Source organism: Variovorax sp. RTB1 (assembly GCF_035018765.1).
Taxonomy (GTDB): domain Bacteria; phylum Pseudomonadota; class Gammaproteobacteria; order Burkholderiales; family Burkholderiaceae_C; genus Variovorax.
Map to the genome: position 1 here is coordinate 24,548 of NZ_JASJXG010000045.1, position 15,351 is coordinate 39,898.

The window sequence follows — 15,351 nt, forward strand, 5'->3', positions numbered from 1 at the left end:
CGCCTGATTATTCAATCTGGCTTGAGGCCACCGTCCCGCACGACTGCGCCCCACTTCGCGTACTCGGCTTTGACGTACTGGGCCGCGCTCTCGACGCTGCCGCCGACCGGTGTGCTGCCGACAGCCAGAAGCTGGGCGATCGCGGCCGGCTTTCCAAGCGCCTTGTCGACGGCGACGTTGAGCTTTTTGACCAGTTCGGGCGGTGTCCCGGCCGGGGCGACGATGGCCTTCCAGTCGACCGCCTCGAAGCCCTTGTAGGTTTCGCCGACGGTCGGTACATCGGGCAGCGTCGGCAGGCGTTTGGCGGAAGTCACAGCCAGCGCACGCAGCTTGCCGCCCTTGACCATCGCGAGCGCGCCTTCGGGCGTCGCGAACATGTAGTCGGTCTGGCCGCCGAGCAGATCGGTCAACGCCGGTGCGGCGCCCTTGTACGGGACGCTCAGCACTGTGAAGCCGGCCCGCTTGGCCAGCACCTCGCCGGCCATGTGGCCGAGGGTGCCGGTGCCGGCCAGCGCCTGCTTGATGTCGCCAGGCTTGGCCTTGGCGGCAGCCACGAGGTCTGCGAGCGACTGGTACGGCGCGTCTGTGCGCACGACCATGACGACCGGCTGCGACGCGACGATCGCCACCGTCACCACGTCTTTCAAGGCGTTGTAAGGCAAGTTGGAAAACAGCGTCGGATTGATCGCCAGGTTCGCGGTCTGACCCATGGCGATCGTGTAGCCGTCGGGCTTGGCCTTGGCCACGGCGTCGATGCCGATGGCGCCGTTGCCGCTGGGACGGTTCTCGATGACGAAGGTCCAGTGCGTGTCTTCGCTCACCTTCTGCGCGATCAGCCGCGTCACGACGTCGGTGCCGCCGCCCGGCGTGTACGGCACGATGAAGCGAATCGGTTTGTCGGGCCATGCGGCTTCTGTCCCAGCAGCCCCTGCAGGCAAGGTGGTCAAGGCGAGAACAACCGATGCGGATGCGCAGGCGAGCAGTGAGCGCCGTGAAGGGAATGTCATGGGTGAGGTCAGTTTCCGGTCGCGATGTTTCGGTCTTTGAGGGCGGCGATCTCTTCGTCGCTGTAGCCGACCTCGGTCAGCAACGCATCTGTGTGTTCGCCCAGCAGCGGTGGTTGGAGCCGGATGCCGGCACGTTTGCCGCCCATGGTGAAAGGCAGCAGCGGCGCCTTCGACATGCTGCCGTCGTTCATTCGAATGGGCGCGAGGCCGCCGTTGGCGTTCAGGTGCGGGTCGTCGAACAGCGCCTCGGGCCGCGTGATGGGCGCGAAGGGCAACTCGTTCGCCTCGAACACTGCGCTCAGCTCGGCGGCGCTGCGGTCGGCCAGATGCGTACGGAGGATCGGCATCATCCATTCGCGCGCCATCACCCGGTCGTTGTTGGTTTTGAGGCGCGGGTCGACCATCATTTCTTCGAGGCCGAAAGCCTTGCAGAAGATCGCCCACTGCTTGTCGCTGACCGCGGCCAGAAAGATCTGCTCGCCGTCTTTGACGGTGAACACGTCATACACCCCCCAGGCCGATATGCGGCTCGGCATCGGGTCGGCCGCCTTGCCCGTCGCGGCGAACTGCATCATGTGCTGCCCGACCAGAAACACGTTGTTCTCGAACAGCGCCGATTGCACTTCGCATCCGACGCCGGTGAGCTCGCGTTGGCGCAATGCAGCCATCGCTCCGATGGCGCCGAACATGCCGCCCATGATGTCGTTCACGCTGGTGCCGGCGCGCAGCGGGTCGCCGGAGCGGCCCGTCATGTAGGCCAGGCCGCCCATCATCTGCACCACTTCGTCGAGCGCGGTGCGGTGGTCGTACGGGCCGGGCAAAAAGCCTTTGTGGCTGACGTAGATCAGGCGCGGATTGAGCTTCTTCAACGTGTCGTAGTCGAGGCCAAGCTTCTTCATGGTGCCGGGCTTGAAGTTCTCACTGACGATGTCGGCCGTCGCGATCAAACGGAGCGCCGCCTCGACGCCGGCGGGCTGCTTCAGGTCGAGCGCGATGCTCTTCTTGTTGCGGTTGAAGTTGGGGAAGAATCCTGCCCCGGAGCCCAGCAGGCGGCGCGTGTTGTCGCCCTCGATAGGCTCGACCTTGATGACTTCGGCGCCCAGGTCGCCGAGCACCATGCCGCAGGTCGGCCCCATCACCATGTGGGTGAATTCGACGACGCGGATGCCTTCGTAGGGCAGTGGCTGTTTCGTGTCGGACATCGTGGCTTCAGACATGCTCGGCTTCGTTCACGAGACCTTGCGCGAACCGTTGCGCAAAGCCTTTTGGCAACCCCGCTTCCGGCGTCATGCCGTACAGCGGCTCGCCGGGCAGACCGTCCGTCAGCGGCACGCGCGCGGCGATGAGTTGGTTGAGGTCGATGCCGGTGCGCACGCCCATCGCTTCGAACATGAAGACGAGGTCTTCGGTCACGACGTTGCCCGACGCGCCGGGCGCATACGGGCACCCGCCCAGACCGCCAAGAGAAGAATCGAAAGTACGCACGCCCTCTTCGTAAGCGGCCAGGCAATTGGCGAGGCCGAGGCCGCGCGTGTTGTGCATGTGCGCGGCGCCGGCCTTGGCGCCGAGCTCGGCACGCAGCCGCTTGAAGAGCCGGTGGACCTGCGCCGGGTTGGCGTAGCCGACGGTGTCCGACAAGCCCGACTCGTCGGCACCGGCGGCGACGCATTGCACCGCCAGCCGGATGACGTCGTCTTCGGCCACATGGCCCTGGAGCGTGCAACCGAAAGCCGTGGAGATGCCGGCCTCGAGCAGCACATGCGGCGCGATCTCTCGCCGCAAATCGCTGATGGCGCGCACCTCTTCGACCATCTCGGCCGGCGTCTTGCGCACATTGGCAAGGGAGTGCGCCGGGCTGGCCGACACCGGCATCGTCAGCTTGTGCACTCCGGCTCGCAACGCGGCCTCCGCGCCGCGCCGGTTGGGCACCAGCGCCATGACGGTGAGGCCCGGCAATGTGATCGCGTGGCGCACGACCTCGACGGCATCCGCCATCTGCGGCAGCAACCGGGCCGGCACGAATGAAGCGACTTCGATCTCGCGCAGGCCGGCGGCGTAGAGCGCGTCGATCCAGCGCAGCTTGTCTGCTGTCGGCATGGTGGCCTTGACCGACTGCAAGCCGTCGCGCGGACCGACCTCGCTGATCAGCACGTCACCTGGCCTGTGCGTGTCCAGCTTGCGGTTCGATGGGGTTTCCAAATTCGTCTCCGGAGCAGATCGCGCCGCCGTGATTACGTTGAGGGCTGCAGCGCTGAAAGTCGTGGCGTCGAAAGCCTTCGCGCAGATTCTTATTGTTCTATCTGACAGAACGATGTTCTAATAAATTGAATTACACCAGACCGCACCGTAGATCGTCAAGCGGGTCGAAGGTCCAGAAGGAGAGCAGCATGCCCCGAAAAGCCCAAACCGAGTCGGTCGCCGACACCGACGCTGCACCCGGCGGCGCCGCGGCGGTGGACCGCGCGCTGACCTTGCTCGCCGCCTTTCGGGCGGGCGACGTGGCGCTGACGCTGGCCGAGTTGGCGGCTCGCACCCAACTCTATAAAAGCACTGCACTGCGCTTGCTCGCCTCGCTCGAACATGCAGCATTGCTCCGAAAACTGGACGACGGCCGCTATGCACTCGGCTCCGAGGTGGCGCGGCTGCACGGTCTCTACGCTGCGTCGTTCTCGCTCGATCATGTGGTGCTCCCGGTGCTGCGGTCGCTCGTCGCCGCCACCGGTGAGAGCGCGTCGTACCACGTGCGCCAGGGCAGCGGCGACGGCTGGGCGCGTCTGTGCCTCTACCGCGTCGATTCGCCGCACACGGTGCGTGACCACGTTCGCGCGGGCGACCTGCTGCCTGCCGATCGGGGTGCCGGCGCGCGGGTGCTCATCGCGTACGGTACCGATGGCGTCGACGCCGGCACGAAGGCGAGCGAGTCCCTCTCGCGAACGGACCGCAAGCTCTACGCGACGATTCGAGCGCAGGGCTATTGCGCGCTGATCGGCGACCGCAGCGCCGAACTCGGTGGGATCTCGGCGCCCGTCTTCCACGCCGACGGCTCGCTGGCAGCGGCCGTCACCCTCACCATGCCGACGCACCGCTACGACGCCGGCTTTGTGCCAGCTGTGCGCGAAGCGGCGGCAAATCTCAGCGGACGGCTTTGATTGCGCATTTTTTAGTCATCAATCAATCGCTATTTCGCGTCTTAATGCGGGACCCGGTATCAAATAAAGTACGAACATGCGCACACCCTCTGCAGTTTTGTTCGATGCCTATGGCACGTTGTTCGACGTGCACAGCGTCGCCGCACTGGCCGAAAGCTTCTTTCCCGGTCAGGGACAAGTGCTCAGCGTGCTGTGGCGCGACAAGCAGATCGAGTACTCGCGCCTCGTGACGACGAGCAACGATGGCGCGCACTACCAACCCTTCAGTGAACTGACGCGCGCCGGATTGCGCTACGCCTGCCAGCGTCTGGCGCTCGATCTGACGGCCGAACGCGAAGCGGCACTGATGGCGCAATACCTGAGCCTCACCCCGTATCCCGAAGCGCGGGAGGTGCTGCAAGCGCTGCGCGCCCGCGGCGTCGTGACCGGCATCCTCTCGAACGGCGACCCCTCGATGCTTGCGCCGCTGGTGCACAACGGCGGCTTCAGCGGCCTGTTCGATCACGTCCTCAGCACCGATGCCGTGCGCAAGTTCAAGACGCATCCCGATGCCTACGCCCTCGGGCCGCTAGCGACGGGCTGCGAAGCGGCCGACATCGTCTTCGTCAGCAGCAACGGCTGGGACGCACTGGCCGCCACATGGTATGGATTTCGCACGCTCTGGATCAATCGGCTCAGCCTGCCCCATGAAGCCATCGGACCGGCCCCCGAGCGCACCGGCAGCAGCCTGCGCGACGTGCTGGCTTTCTTCTGATTCCGATTTCGTCTTCGACTCTCATCTCTCAACCCCCCTACTTTCCGGACAAGCCCCATGACTGAACGCACCACCGCCCACGGCCTCCAGGTCGCCACCGAGCTCTACCGCTTCGTCGATGAAAAGGTGCTGCCAGCCGCCGGTGTCGAAAGCGCTACGTTCTGGAAAGGCTTCGATGCCATCGTGGCCGACCTGGCGCCGAAGAACATCGCGCTGCTGGCCGAACGCGACCGCCTGCAGACCGAACTGGACATCTGGCACAAGGCGCACCCCGGGCCGATCGCCGACATGCCGGCCTACCGCGCCTTCCTCGAAAAGATCGGCTATCTGCTGCCGCAACCGAAGGACACGCAAGCGACCACGACCCACGTCGATGCAGAGCTCGCACTGCAGGCCGGCCCGCAACTGGTGGTACCCATCCTGAATGCACGTTACGCGCTCAACGCGGCCAACGCGCGCTGGGGTTCGCTGTACGACGCGCTCTACGGAACGGACGCGATCCCGGAAACGGATGGGGCCGAAAAAGGGACACGCTACAACCCGGTTCGCGGCGCCAAGGTGATCGGCTTTGCACGCGAAGCACTCGACCAGGCGGCGCCACTCGACAACGGCTCGCACAAGATGGCGACCCGCTACACGGTGCAGGGCGGCCAGTTGCACATCGCACTGCAAAGCAGCAGCACCTTGCTGGCGGACCCGACCATTTTCGTCGGCTACCGGGGCACGCCAGAAGCACCGACCTCGATCCTGCTGAAGCACAACGGCATTCACATCGACATCGTCATCGATCCGACCACGGCAATCGGCAAGACCGATGCAGCCGGCGTGAGCGATGTGGTGATGGAGGCTGCGCTTTCCACCATCCTCGACCTCGAAGACTCGGTGGCGGTGGTCGATGCCGCAGACAAGGTGGTCGCGTATTCGAACTGGCTCGGCATCATGCAGGGCACGTTGACCGAAGAAGTCGCCAAGGGCGGCAAGACCTTCACGCGCGGCCTGAACCCCGACCGCGAATACACCGGCGCCGACGGCAAGCCACTGAAGCTGCACGGCCGCTCGCTGATGTTCCTGCGCAATGTCGGCCACCTGATGACCAACCCGGCCGTGCTGTACGACGGCAAGAAGGAAATCCCGGAAGGCATCCTCGATGCCGTGGTGACGACGACCATCGCGACCATCGACCTGAAACGAAAGGGCAACTCGCGCACTGGCAGCATCTACATCGTGAAGCCGAAGATGCACGGTCCGGCGGAAGTGGCCTTCGCCAGCGAACTGTTCGGCCGCGTCGAACAGCTGCTGGGCCTGCCCGCCAACACCGTCAAGCTCGGCATCATGGACGAGGAGCGCCGCACCAGCGTCAATCTGAAGGCCTGCATCGCCGAGGCCGCCGCACGCGTCGCCTTCATCAACACCGGCTTCCTCGACCGCACCGGCGACGAGATGCACACCGCCATGCAGGGCGGCGCCATGATCCGCAAGGGCGACATGAAATCGAGCGCATGGATCGGCGCTTACGAAAAGAACAACGTGCTGGTCGGCCTCTCGTGCGGACTGCGTGGCAAGGCGCAGATCGGCAAGGGCATGTGGGCCATGCCCGACCTGATGGCCGACATGCTCAAGCAGAAGATCGCGCACCCCAAGGCCGGCGCCAACACGGCGTGGGTGCCCTCGCCCACTGCGGCCACGCTGCACGCGCTGCACTACCACCAGGTCAGCGTGACGACGGTGCAGATGGAGCTGGAAAAGATCGACGCCGACGGCGAGCGCGACAACATCCTCAATGCGCTGCTGCAGGTGCCGATCGCGACGCCAGCCACCAGGACCGACTGGAGCGCCGCAGAAAAGCAGCAGGAACTTGACAACAACGTGCAGGGCATCCTCGGCTACGTGGTGCGCTGGATCGACCAGGGCGTGGGCTGCTCCAAGGTGCCCGACATCCACAACGTCGGCCTGATGGAAGACCGCGCCACGCTGCGCATCAGCAGCCAGCACATCGCTAATTGGCTGCTGCACGGCGTCGTGACCAAGGCGCAAGTGAACGAGACCTTCGAGCGCATGGCTGCGGTGGTCGACAAGCAGAACGCGGGCGACTCGATCTACCAGCCGATGGCCGGGCACTTCAAGACTTCGGCTGCGTACATGGCAGCGCAAGACCTGGTGTTCAAGGGGATCGAGCAGCCGAGCGGGTACACCGAACCGCTGCTGCATGCGTGGCGCTTGAAGGTGAAGGGCGAAGCCTGATACGGGTTTTTGCCCCTCGGAGCAAAGCGCCTTCGGGCGCTTTTTTCATGCCCGTGACTATCGGGTTTTGTCCTACACATCCAAAGAGACACGATCTCCGTATCACCTCCAAGCGCCTGGCGCCTCCGAGCTGTTGGCGGTTTCCACAGAGCTTTTTCAAACCATCTAATTCTTCTGGAGCCTCCAATGAAAAAACTCATGATTGCAGTCGGCGTTTCGGTCTTGCTCAGCGCTTGCGCGGGCGGTATGGGCATGAGCGGTAGTGGCATGTCGGGCAGCAGCGGCATGGCGGCCAATCCGATGGTCGGCGGCGCACCGATGTACGCCAACAAGGACATCGTCGACAACGCCGTCAACTCGAAGGACCACACCACGCTGGTCGCTGCAGTCAAGGCCGCAGGCTTGGTCGATACGCTGAAGAGCCCTGGCCCGTTCACCGTCTTTGCACCGACCAACGAAGCCTTCGCCGCGCTGCCGCCGGGCACGGTCGACACGCTGCTCAAGCCGGAGAACAAGCCGACATTGACGAAGGTGCTGACGTACCACGTGGTGCCCGGCAAGATGGATGCAGCAGCCTTGATGAGCGCAATCACCGCCGGTGGTGGCAAGGCAACGCTCAAGACCGCCAGCGGCGGCACGCTGACCGCGACGACGAGCGGCGGCAACGTGCTGATCACCGACGCCAAGGGCGGCACCGCGATGGTGACGATCGCCAACGTGTACCAGTCAAACGGCGTGATCCACGTGGTCAACAAGGTTCTGATCCCAGGCTGATCGCACCCGTTCTGTAAAACAACAGATGGCCCCCCGCGCGGGGCCATCTGCGAACGATAGTCAGCCTGCCTCGGTATACGCGACGCAGGCTGACTATCATTCGTCACAAATGTTACCCGCCCAACCTCCGCGCCGGCTGCGAATCCTCCACATCGAGCCGTCTGCGGCCGACCATGCGAAGGCCCGAGCGGCTCTGGAACTGAACGGTTCCGACTACGCCATCGAGCGCGTCGAAACGCTGGCCGAGTTGAGCGATCGGCTGGAGCGGCAGGTTTGCGATGTCATCGTCGCTGCTTATTACGCGAATGGCTTCACTGCCATGGACGCCTGGGACATCGTGCTCGGATCATCGGGTGTGCAGCCACCCTTCATCGTGCTGTCAAATTCGGCCAGCGAGTGCGATGCCATCGACGCCATTCGCCGCGGCGTCAGCGACTTCGTCCGCAAGAGCGCGCTGCCCGACTTGCCCCGCGCCATCGTGCGGGCGCTCGGCGCCAATCAGATGCGCACCGTCAAGGAAGATTCGCATGCCGAGCTGGCAGGCTCGATGCGGCGCTCGTCCGAACTCAACGAATACCTGCAGGCTTGCCTGGAAGAAGAGAGGCAGTCGATCGCGCGCGAAGTGCACGACGATATCGGCGGGTCGCTGGCGGCAGTCAAGTTCGACCTGGCGTGGATCGGTCGCCGCGCCAAAGATTCGGCGATCGTCGAGCATGTGAACGGCGCGATCGAAACGCTGCAGCACGCCATCGACGCCAGCCAGCGCATCGTCCAAGACCTGCGGCCGCCCATCCTCGACCAGGGCATCGTGGCGGCGGTGGACTGGCTCGCCACTGCCTTCGAGCGGCGCACCGGCGTGAAGACATCCTTCACCGCGACGCACGAAACCATCGATGCGTCCGATGCCGTCAAGCTGGTGGCCTACCGCACCGCGCAAGAGGCGCTGACCAACATCGCCAAGCATGCGGAATGCAGCGAAGTGCATATCGATTTGTCGGACGGCGAGAACGTGCTTACCCTCGAAGTCACCGACAACGGCCGCGGACTGACGCGTGCCGAACTCGACAAGCCCAAGACCTTCGGACTCAAAGGCCTCGGCGAACGCGCCCGCACCGTCGACGGCTGGCTCGACATCAGCAACCAGGGCGGCATCGGCACATCGATCATTTTGTCGGTGCCGCTGGAACGGGCAGAAACATGATCCACGTGGTGTTGTGCGACGACCATGCCGTCGTGCGCAGGGGTATCAGGGACACGCTATCGGAAGCGGTCGATATCAAGGTGACGGGCGAGGCGGGCGGCTATGCCGAACTGCGCGAGCTTCTGCGATCCACGGTGTGCGACGTGCTATTGCTCGATCTCAGCATGCCCGGCCGCGGGGGGCTCGAAGTGCTGACCGGCCTGACCGAAACCGACTCGCCCATCAAGGTGCTGGTGGTGTCGATGTTCCCGGCCGACCAGTACGCGATCCGCTGTCTGCGCGCTGGCGCGAAGGGCTACGTGAGCAAGGCCGGCGACCCCGACGAGTTGATCTCGGCGACCCGCACTGTCGCGCAAGGCCGCAAGTACGTCACCGCTGAAGTCGCGCAGATGCTGGCCGACTCGGTGGCTCGGCCGGCGCTGGAAGCGGCGCATGCCGCGCTGTCGGAACGCGAGCTGCAGACCCTCATCAAGATCGCATCGGGCCAGCGTCTTTCGGACATTGCGGAAGAGCTGATGTTGAGCCCCAAGACGGTGAGCGTGTACCGCACGCGGGTGATGGAAAAACTCGGGTTGCCGACGAATGCGGCGCTGACGGTTTATGCGATTCGGAACAATTTGATTTAGGCGACCGGCTTGGCCCCAACCGGTACTGCATGCAGCCGGATACCAAGGGCTCCGACGACGCGAAGAATGGTCGCGAACTCGGGATTTCCAGAAGGCGAGAGCGCCTTATACAGACTCTCTCTCCCGAGGCCAGTTTCGCGAGCGAGCTGTGACATGCCTTTGGAACGCGCGATGTCGCCCAACGCTGCGGCGACGAGCGATGCATCGCCTTCTTCGAGCGCCGCTTCAAGATAGGCCGCCATGTCTTCATCGGTTTGAAGATGTTCGGCGGGATCCCATATACGAGTCGTCTTGGTCATATTTGCTCCGCGTAATGACGCGCCAGTTGCTTGGCTTTCTTGATGTCACGTGCTTGCGTGGACTTGTCACCGCCAACCAGCAGCAAGACATAGTGACCCCGATGCTGCACGAAGTAGACCCTGTAGCCCGGGCCATAGTCGATCTTCAGCTCTGAAACACCTTCTCCAACAGGTTCGACAGATCCCAGGTTTCCGAGCGACAGGCGTCGAATTCGGATGTCTACCCGAGCACGTGACGTTCGATCTTTCAGCGACGCAAACCACTTTTCGTATTCAGGTGTTTGGCGAACTTCGATCAAGCTCAAACTGTATCACATGAGATACAAAAGAATGGCCTCGGGGCGCGCCCTACATCCGCGCCATCATCTGCTCCATCAGCATCAGCAACGGCTGCTCCATCATCGGCAGCGTCAAGGTGATGCCGACCAGTCCGGCGACCAAGGTCACCGGGAAGCCGATCGCGTAGATGTTCATCTGCGGCGCGACGCGTGAAATGACGCCGAGCACGAGGTTGGTGAAGAGCAGCAGGCCGATCATCGGCAGCGCGATCCACAGCGCGCTCGCGAACAGCTCGGTGCCCAGTTCGTGAATGCGCATGCGGCCCATCGCCTGCATGAAACTGCCGCCGATCGGGAAGGCGTCGAAGCTCTTCATCACCGCCATGACGATGGTGAGATGGCCGTTGATTGCGATGAAAAGAAGCGTGGCGATGTTGCCGAGGAAGCTCGACACCGCACTGGTCTGCGCGTTGCTCATCGGATTGAAGAACGACGCGAAGTTCAGGCCCATCTGCAGGCCGACCAACTCGCCCGCCAATTCGACCGCAGTGAACACCAGCCGCACGGTAAAACCGATCGCCATGCCGATGCCGACCTGCTGGATCAGCGTGCCGAGCATCGCGACGCTGTCGAGCGCCACCATCGGCTGGCCTTGCAACGTGGGCTGCGCGCACAGCGCGATCAGGAAGGCGAGGCCGATGCGCGCGCGAATGGGAATGGCGCGCGTAGAGAAGAGCGGCGCGGTAGTGAAGAGCCCGAGCACGCGCAAGAAGGGCCAGAGCACCGGCGTGATCCAGCCCATGAGCTGGGCTTCGGTGAAGGTCAGCACCCTACAAGACCATCTGCGGAATAGATTCGATCGTGCGGCGGATGTAGTCGACCAGCGTGTTGAGCATCCACGGTCCGGCGATGGCGAACACGGCGACGGCGGCGATCAGCTTGGGCACGAAAGCCAGCGTGGCTTCATGGATCTGCGTGATCGCCTGGAAGATGCTGACCAGCAAACCGACGGCCAGCACCGCCAGCAGCACCGGCAGCGAGACGGTGAGCAGCAGGACCAGTGCTTCCTGGCCGATGGTCAATGCGGTTTGTGCGTTCATGTGGGCTCTGCCTCTATCTTCGCTACTGCACGAAGCTGGCGGCCAGCGAACCGATCAGCAGGTTCCATCCATCGGCCAGCACGAACAGCATGAGCTTGAACGGCAAGGCGACGAGCACCGGCGACAACATCATCATGCCGAGCGACATCAGGATGCTCGAAACCACGATGTCGATGACCAGAAAAGGAATGAAGATCATGAAGCCGATCTGGAAGGCCGACTTCAACTCGCTCGTGGCGAAGGCCGGAATCAGCACGCGGATCGGCGCAGTCTCGGCAGTCACGTCGGCGGGCAACTTGGCAAGCCGCGCGAACAGCGCGAAGTCCGACTGCCGCGTCTGCTTGAGCATGAACTCACGCATCGGCGCTTCTGCCTTGCCGAGGGCCGCCTCGAACTGCAGCGTGTTGTTGGTGTACGGCACATAGGCTTCGCTGTAGACCCGGTCGATGGTCGGACCCATCACGAAGAAAGTCAAAAAGAGCGAGAGCCCGACCACCACCTGGTTGGGCGGTGCCGACTGCGTGCCGAGCGCCTGCCGCAGGAGCGACAGCACGATCACGATGCGCGTGAAGCCGGTCATCATCAGCAGGATGGCGGGCAGGAAAGAGAGAGCGGTGAAGAACAGCAGCGTCTGCACCGGCACCGAGTAACTCGTGCCACCGGCACCCGTGCCGATGACCAGCGGCAACTGACCGCCCTGCCCCGTCGCTTGCGCAAAGACCGAAGGCGCAACGGCACTCAGGCCGAGTGCGACCAGCGCGCCGACCCATGCATGGCGACGCTTGCTCCGGGCGTCAGACATCGATGGCGTCCTGGGTTGCGTGAACCGGATTGGCCGGCAGCACATGCAGGCAATTGATCGACTGCCCCGTCACGCCCAGTACGAGCCAGGTGCGTGCGCCCTGCGGTCCGACTTCGAGCGTGACCACGCGTTGCTGCGGACCGACCACGACAGTCGACAGCAGCTTCGACGCCTCGCCATCGACCATGCCGGAAGCGCCGAGCCGCCGCGCCTGCAGACGACGCAGCAGGTAGGGCGCGCAGGCGAGCAGTGCCAGGAACAGCACGACGGTGAAAAGACTCTGCGCCATATGGTCAGCCGCGGTGCACGCGACGCAGCCGTTCGGCCGGCGTCACCACATCGGTCAGCCGGATCCCGAACTTGTTGTTGACCACCACCACTTCGCCTTGTGCGACCAGGTAGCCGTTGACCAGGACGTCCATCGGATCGCCGGCCATGGCATCGAGCTCGACGATGGAGCCTTGCGCCAGCTGCAGCACCTGCTTGATCGGCACTTTCTTGCGGCCGAGCTCGACCGACAACTGCACCGGGATGTCGAGCACACGCTGGATGTCGTTGAGCGGCGCACCGCTCGCGGCGCTGCTCATGCCTTCGGGACGGGCCTCGAGTGCTTCGGCCCAGTCGGCACCGGAAGCGGATGGAGAGATGGTCTGTTCTTCAATGGACATGGGAGCCTCCGAGCCAGTGCGCGCTGTCGCTTCGCACACATTCGTCGATGCGCAAGGCGTAGCGCGCGTTGTGGGTGCCGTAATGGCAGGCGAAAACAGGGGTGCCGTCGACCGCTGCGACGATGCGCGAGGCGCGTTCGAGCGGAATGAAATCACCGGGCTTCATCGCGAGCAACTGGCCCACGGTGAGTTCGGGTTGGGCCAGTTCGGCCGTGAGCGTGACCTCCGCCGCCTGGATCTCGCGCGTCAGCTGCGTGACCCAGCGTCGGTCTTCTGCGATGGCGTCGGCCTGCTGCGCGCCGTAGAGCATGTCGCGCACCGGGTCGAGCACCGCCCACGGTTTGCAGATGCGAATCGCGCCCTTCAGTTCGCCGAAGGTGATCTGCAGCGTGGTCACCAGCACCAGGTCGGCCGGTGCCGCGACATTGACGAAGCGCGGATGCGTTTCCGAGCGCTGAAATTCGAGCTCGAGCGGATAGACGCCCTTCCAGGCCTTGGCGTATTCGGTGCACACCAAGGTGAGCAGTCGCTGGATCACACGCTGTTCGGTCGGCGAAAAATCGCGGCCTTCGAACGGTGCCTGCAACGTGCCGGCGCCGCCGTACAACGCATCGACCAACGCAGAGATCAAGGTGGATTCGCAGACGACCAATCCGCTTCCACGCAACGGGCGCAATGCCACCACGCTGAAGTGCACCGGGGCCGGCAGCACTTCGAGAAACTCGGAGAAGCGTTGCACCACAGTCGGCTCGACCGTGATCTCCGGGCTGCGCCGCGCAAACTGAAAGATGCCGGCGCGCAGGTAGCGTTGCATGCGCTCGTTGACGATGTCCAGCGTCGGCATCGGCCGGCGCACCATGCGCTCCTGCGCTGCCATGTCGTATTCGCGGACGATGGCATCGGCCATGCGCTCTACGGCATCGTCGGGCGCTGCATCTGCCGCGTCTTTCGCAGCATCGGTCGCAGTGTCGAAAATGTTGTCCATCGGGAGGCGTGTGCAGTCGAAGCGAGTTGTTGGCAGCGAGATCGGCCGTTACTGGACGATGAAGCTGGAAAACAGCACGCCCTTGATAGGGCTTGGCTCGGCCTTGCGCTTTTTCTTCGCCTTGACCGGCGCTTCGTCGTCATCGGACTCGGCCACCACCTTGGACTTCTTGACCGGCGCTTCGACTTCATAGCCCAGCGTGCGGGACACCTCGGCCACGATGTCGGTGGCGAGCTTTTCCTTGCCATCGCGCTTCAACAGTTCTTCCGAGGTGCGCTGCGACACCAGCATCAGCACGCTGCTGCGAATCGCCGGCAGGTAGCTCTTGATCTTGTCGCCGACCTTTTCGTTCTCGAGGTCGAGCGTCACGCCGATCTGCGCAAAGCGTTCGCCCCCCGGGTCGGCCAGGTTGACCACCATGTTTTCCAGCGCGAGGTAGGTCGGCGCCGCGGCGTGCTCGGGCGCGTGCGCAGCCGGCTCTTCGTCGGTGGCCGCGTGGTTCTTCTTGCTCATGTAGAACCAGCCACCGGCACCGCCGCCCGCCAGCACGAGCGCCGCCACGATGATGAGCAGCATCGACTTTCCCTTGCGCTTGGGCGCATCGGGGGCCGGTATGGCGGCAGCGGTGGCGGCAGGGGCGGACACGGGATTTCCTTCGGTTCGTCGGCAGAACGACCCATCGCGCCACGCGCAGCAGGGTCTGCTTGGAACCGATTATTCGGCGCGACCCCCTCGCGCCAAGCCCGGAAAAAAGGGGGGAAAGCCGCGCTTTATGGGCGCTTGCCCCGGCCCGCTGCCCGTAGAGGGCAGAGCAGGCTAGACGTAGAGATCGAGTGCGCGTTCGCTCACCGTGCGAGGCCGCGGGGCTGTCGTCATCGCGGTGTCGATGGTCGAAGTCGCGGCGCCGCTGCTGCCGCTTTCTGCGCGCCAGGCCCGCTGCGCATCGCGCGCAGCTTCCTGCTCGGCGCCGCTTCCCGACTGGCCGACCGACGAGCCCGACAGCATCAACCCCTCGTTGCCCAGCATCTCCTTCAACTGCGGCATCGCGGCGTTCAGCCACTGCCGTGCCTCGGGATGGTCGCTGCGAAACGCGACCTGCGCCTCGTTGCCCTGAACCTGCACGCTGACCGAGACCGGCTGGCCGCCGGGCAGATCGAGCTTGAGTTCGGCGCCCTGGCTGCGGTGTGCCATCCACCAACTCACCTGATCGACCATGCGCTCCATGAATTCGGTGCTGCCAGCGCCTGCGTTGGCGGCGGCCGCTGCGGCGTCGGTCGGCGCAGTCGATGACGATGCGGCGCTGCCTGTGGCGTCGAAACCTAACGAGCCTGCGCCCGCCGATGGGGTCGACGCGTCGCCGGGACGCTCGATGCGACGCCACGGAGACGCACCTTCGCCCGGAATGCTGGCCGCTGCCGCCTGCGCAAGTGCGACGGTTTCGGCCGCTGGCGTCGCGGTGGCGGACAC

19 protein-coding genes are annotated in these 15,351 nt (G+C 64.3%); 6 read left to right on the top strand and 13 right to left on the bottom strand.

The features are described 5' to 3' along the window. Positions 1-11: 11 nt before the first annotated feature. The 3 genes from QN397_RS21430 to QN397_RS21440 are packed head-to-tail and all read right to left on the bottom strand — an operon-like array spanning position 12 to position 3,206. Positions 12-1,007, bottom strand: coding sequence for a tripartite tricarboxylate transporter substrate binding protein (locus QN397_RS21430; protein ID WP_323498636.1), 996 nt, complete (start codon positions 1,005-1,007; stop codon positions 12-14). 8 nt (positions 1,008-1,015) lie between these two features. Then, positions 1,016-2,224, bottom strand: a complete 1,209-nt coding sequence (locus QN397_RS21435; protein WP_323501867.1) for a CaiB/BaiF CoA-transferase family protein — start codon at positions 2,222-2,224, stop codon at positions 1,016-1,018. Beyond that, positions 2,217-3,206: a hydroxymethylglutaryl-CoA lyase gene (locus QN397_RS21440; protein WP_323498638.1), complete on the bottom strand. Its 990-nt coding sequence runs from the start codon at positions 3,204-3,206 to the stop codon at positions 2,217-2,219. Before QN397_RS21440 ends, QN397_RS21435 begins: the two co-directional genes overlap by 8 nt. Positions 3,207-3,394: 188 nt before the next feature. On the opposite strand from QN397_RS21440, the gene QN397_RS21445 reads away from it, so the two are divergent. The 6 genes from QN397_RS21445 to QN397_RS21470 all read left to right on the top strand — a co-directional run bounded on the left by QN397_RS21445 (position 3,395) and on the right by QN397_RS21470 (position 9,752). Then, positions 3,395-4,156, top strand: a complete 762-nt coding sequence (locus QN397_RS21445) for an IclR family transcriptional regulator (protein ID WP_323498639.1) — start codon at positions 3,395-3,397, stop codon at positions 4,154-4,156. 76 nt (positions 4,157-4,232) lie between these two features. Then, positions 4,233-4,910, top strand: a complete 678-nt coding sequence (locus tag QN397_RS21450) for a haloacid dehalogenase type II (protein ID WP_323498640.1) — start codon at positions 4,233-4,235, stop codon at positions 4,908-4,910. Between the two features lie 57 nt (positions 4,911-4,967). Beyond that, complete coding sequence (locus QN397_RS21455) at positions 4,968-7,151, top strand: malate synthase G (protein ID WP_323498641.1); 2,184 nt, start codon at positions 4,968-4,970, stop codon at positions 7,149-7,151. Positions 7,152-7,337: 186 nt separating this feature from the next. Continuing rightward, complete coding sequence (locus QN397_RS21460) at positions 7,338-7,925, top strand: fasciclin domain-containing protein (protein WP_416352218.1); 588 nt, start codon at positions 7,338-7,340, stop codon at positions 7,923-7,925. 109 nt (positions 7,926-8,034) lie between these two features. Then, entirely contained in the window at positions 8,035-9,126 is a 1,092-nt protein-coding gene (locus tag QN397_RS21465; RefSeq protein ID WP_323498643.1) for a histidine kinase, read from the top strand. After that, the gene (locus QN397_RS21470; protein ID WP_187053379.1) at positions 9,123-9,752 is read left to right on the top strand and encodes a response regulator transcription factor; all 630 of its coding nucleotides are present in this window, start codon (positions 9,123-9,125) and stop codon (positions 9,750-9,752) included. The genes QN397_RS21465 and QN397_RS21470 overlap by 4 nt, the downstream gene beginning before the upstream one ends. On the opposite strand, the gene QN397_RS21475 is transcribed toward QN397_RS21470, so the two are convergent. From QN397_RS21475 to QN397_RS21520, 10 genes are all read right to left on the bottom strand, one after another. Continuing rightward, positions 9,749-10,051 carry an addiction module antidote protein gene (locus QN397_RS21475; protein ID WP_323498644.1) on the bottom strand — a complete coding sequence of 101 codons (303 nt, stop codon included), beginning with the start codon at positions 10,049-10,051 and terminating at the stop codon, positions 9,749-9,751. The genes QN397_RS21470 and QN397_RS21475 overlap by 4 nt on opposite strands. Next, entirely contained in the window at positions 10,048-10,350 is a 303-nt protein-coding gene (locus QN397_RS21480) for a type II toxin-antitoxin system RelE/ParE family toxin (protein WP_323498645.1), read from the bottom strand. Before QN397_RS21480 ends, QN397_RS21475 begins: the two co-directional genes overlap by 4 nt. Before the next feature lie 49 nt (positions 10,351-10,399). Then, a complete protein-coding gene (gene fliR, locus QN397_RS21485; protein WP_187053382.1) occupies positions 10,400-11,158 on the bottom strand; it encodes a flagellar biosynthetic protein FliR in 759 nt (252 codons plus the stop codon). Between the two features lies 1 nt (position 11,159). After that, complete coding sequence (fliQ, locus tag QN397_RS21490; protein ID WP_187053383.1) at positions 11,160-11,429, bottom strand: flagellar biosynthesis protein FliQ; 270 nt, start codon at positions 11,427-11,429, stop codon at positions 11,160-11,162. Between the two features lie 22 nt (positions 11,430-11,451). Then, complete coding sequence (gene fliP / locus QN397_RS21495; RefSeq protein WP_323498646.1) at positions 11,452-12,231, bottom strand: flagellar type III secretion system pore protein FliP; 780 nt, start codon at positions 12,229-12,231, stop codon at positions 11,452-11,454. Then, complete coding sequence (locus QN397_RS21500; protein ID WP_323498647.1) at positions 12,224-12,520, bottom strand: flagellar biosynthetic protein FliO; 297 nt, start codon at positions 12,518-12,520, stop codon at positions 12,224-12,226. The genes fliP and QN397_RS21500 overlap by 8 nt, the downstream gene beginning before the upstream one ends. A gap of 4 nt (positions 12,521-12,524) precedes the next feature. Further along, positions 12,525-12,899 carry a flagellar motor switch protein FliN gene (gene fliN, locus QN397_RS21505; RefSeq protein WP_323501868.1) on the bottom strand — a complete coding sequence of 125 codons (375 nt, stop codon included), beginning with the start codon at positions 12,897-12,899 and terminating at the stop codon, positions 12,525-12,527. Next, positions 12,889-13,884: a flagellar motor switch protein FliM gene (gene fliM, locus QN397_RS21510; RefSeq protein WP_323498649.1), complete on the bottom strand. Its 996-nt coding sequence runs from the start codon at positions 13,882-13,884 to the stop codon at positions 12,889-12,891. The genes fliN and fliM overlap by 11 nt, the downstream gene beginning before the upstream one ends. 48 nt (positions 13,885-13,932) lie before the next feature. After that, on the bottom strand, positions 13,933-14,529 hold the full coding sequence (locus QN397_RS21515; RefSeq protein WP_323498650.1) for a flagellar basal body-associated FliL family protein: 597 nt from the start codon (positions 14,527-14,529) through the stop codon (positions 13,933-13,935). A gap of 171 nt (positions 14,530-14,700) precedes the next feature. Then, positions 14,701-15,351 (bottom strand): flagellar hook-length control protein FliK (locus QN397_RS21520; RefSeq protein WP_323501869.1); only part of this gene is annotated, 651 nt, incomplete at its 5' end.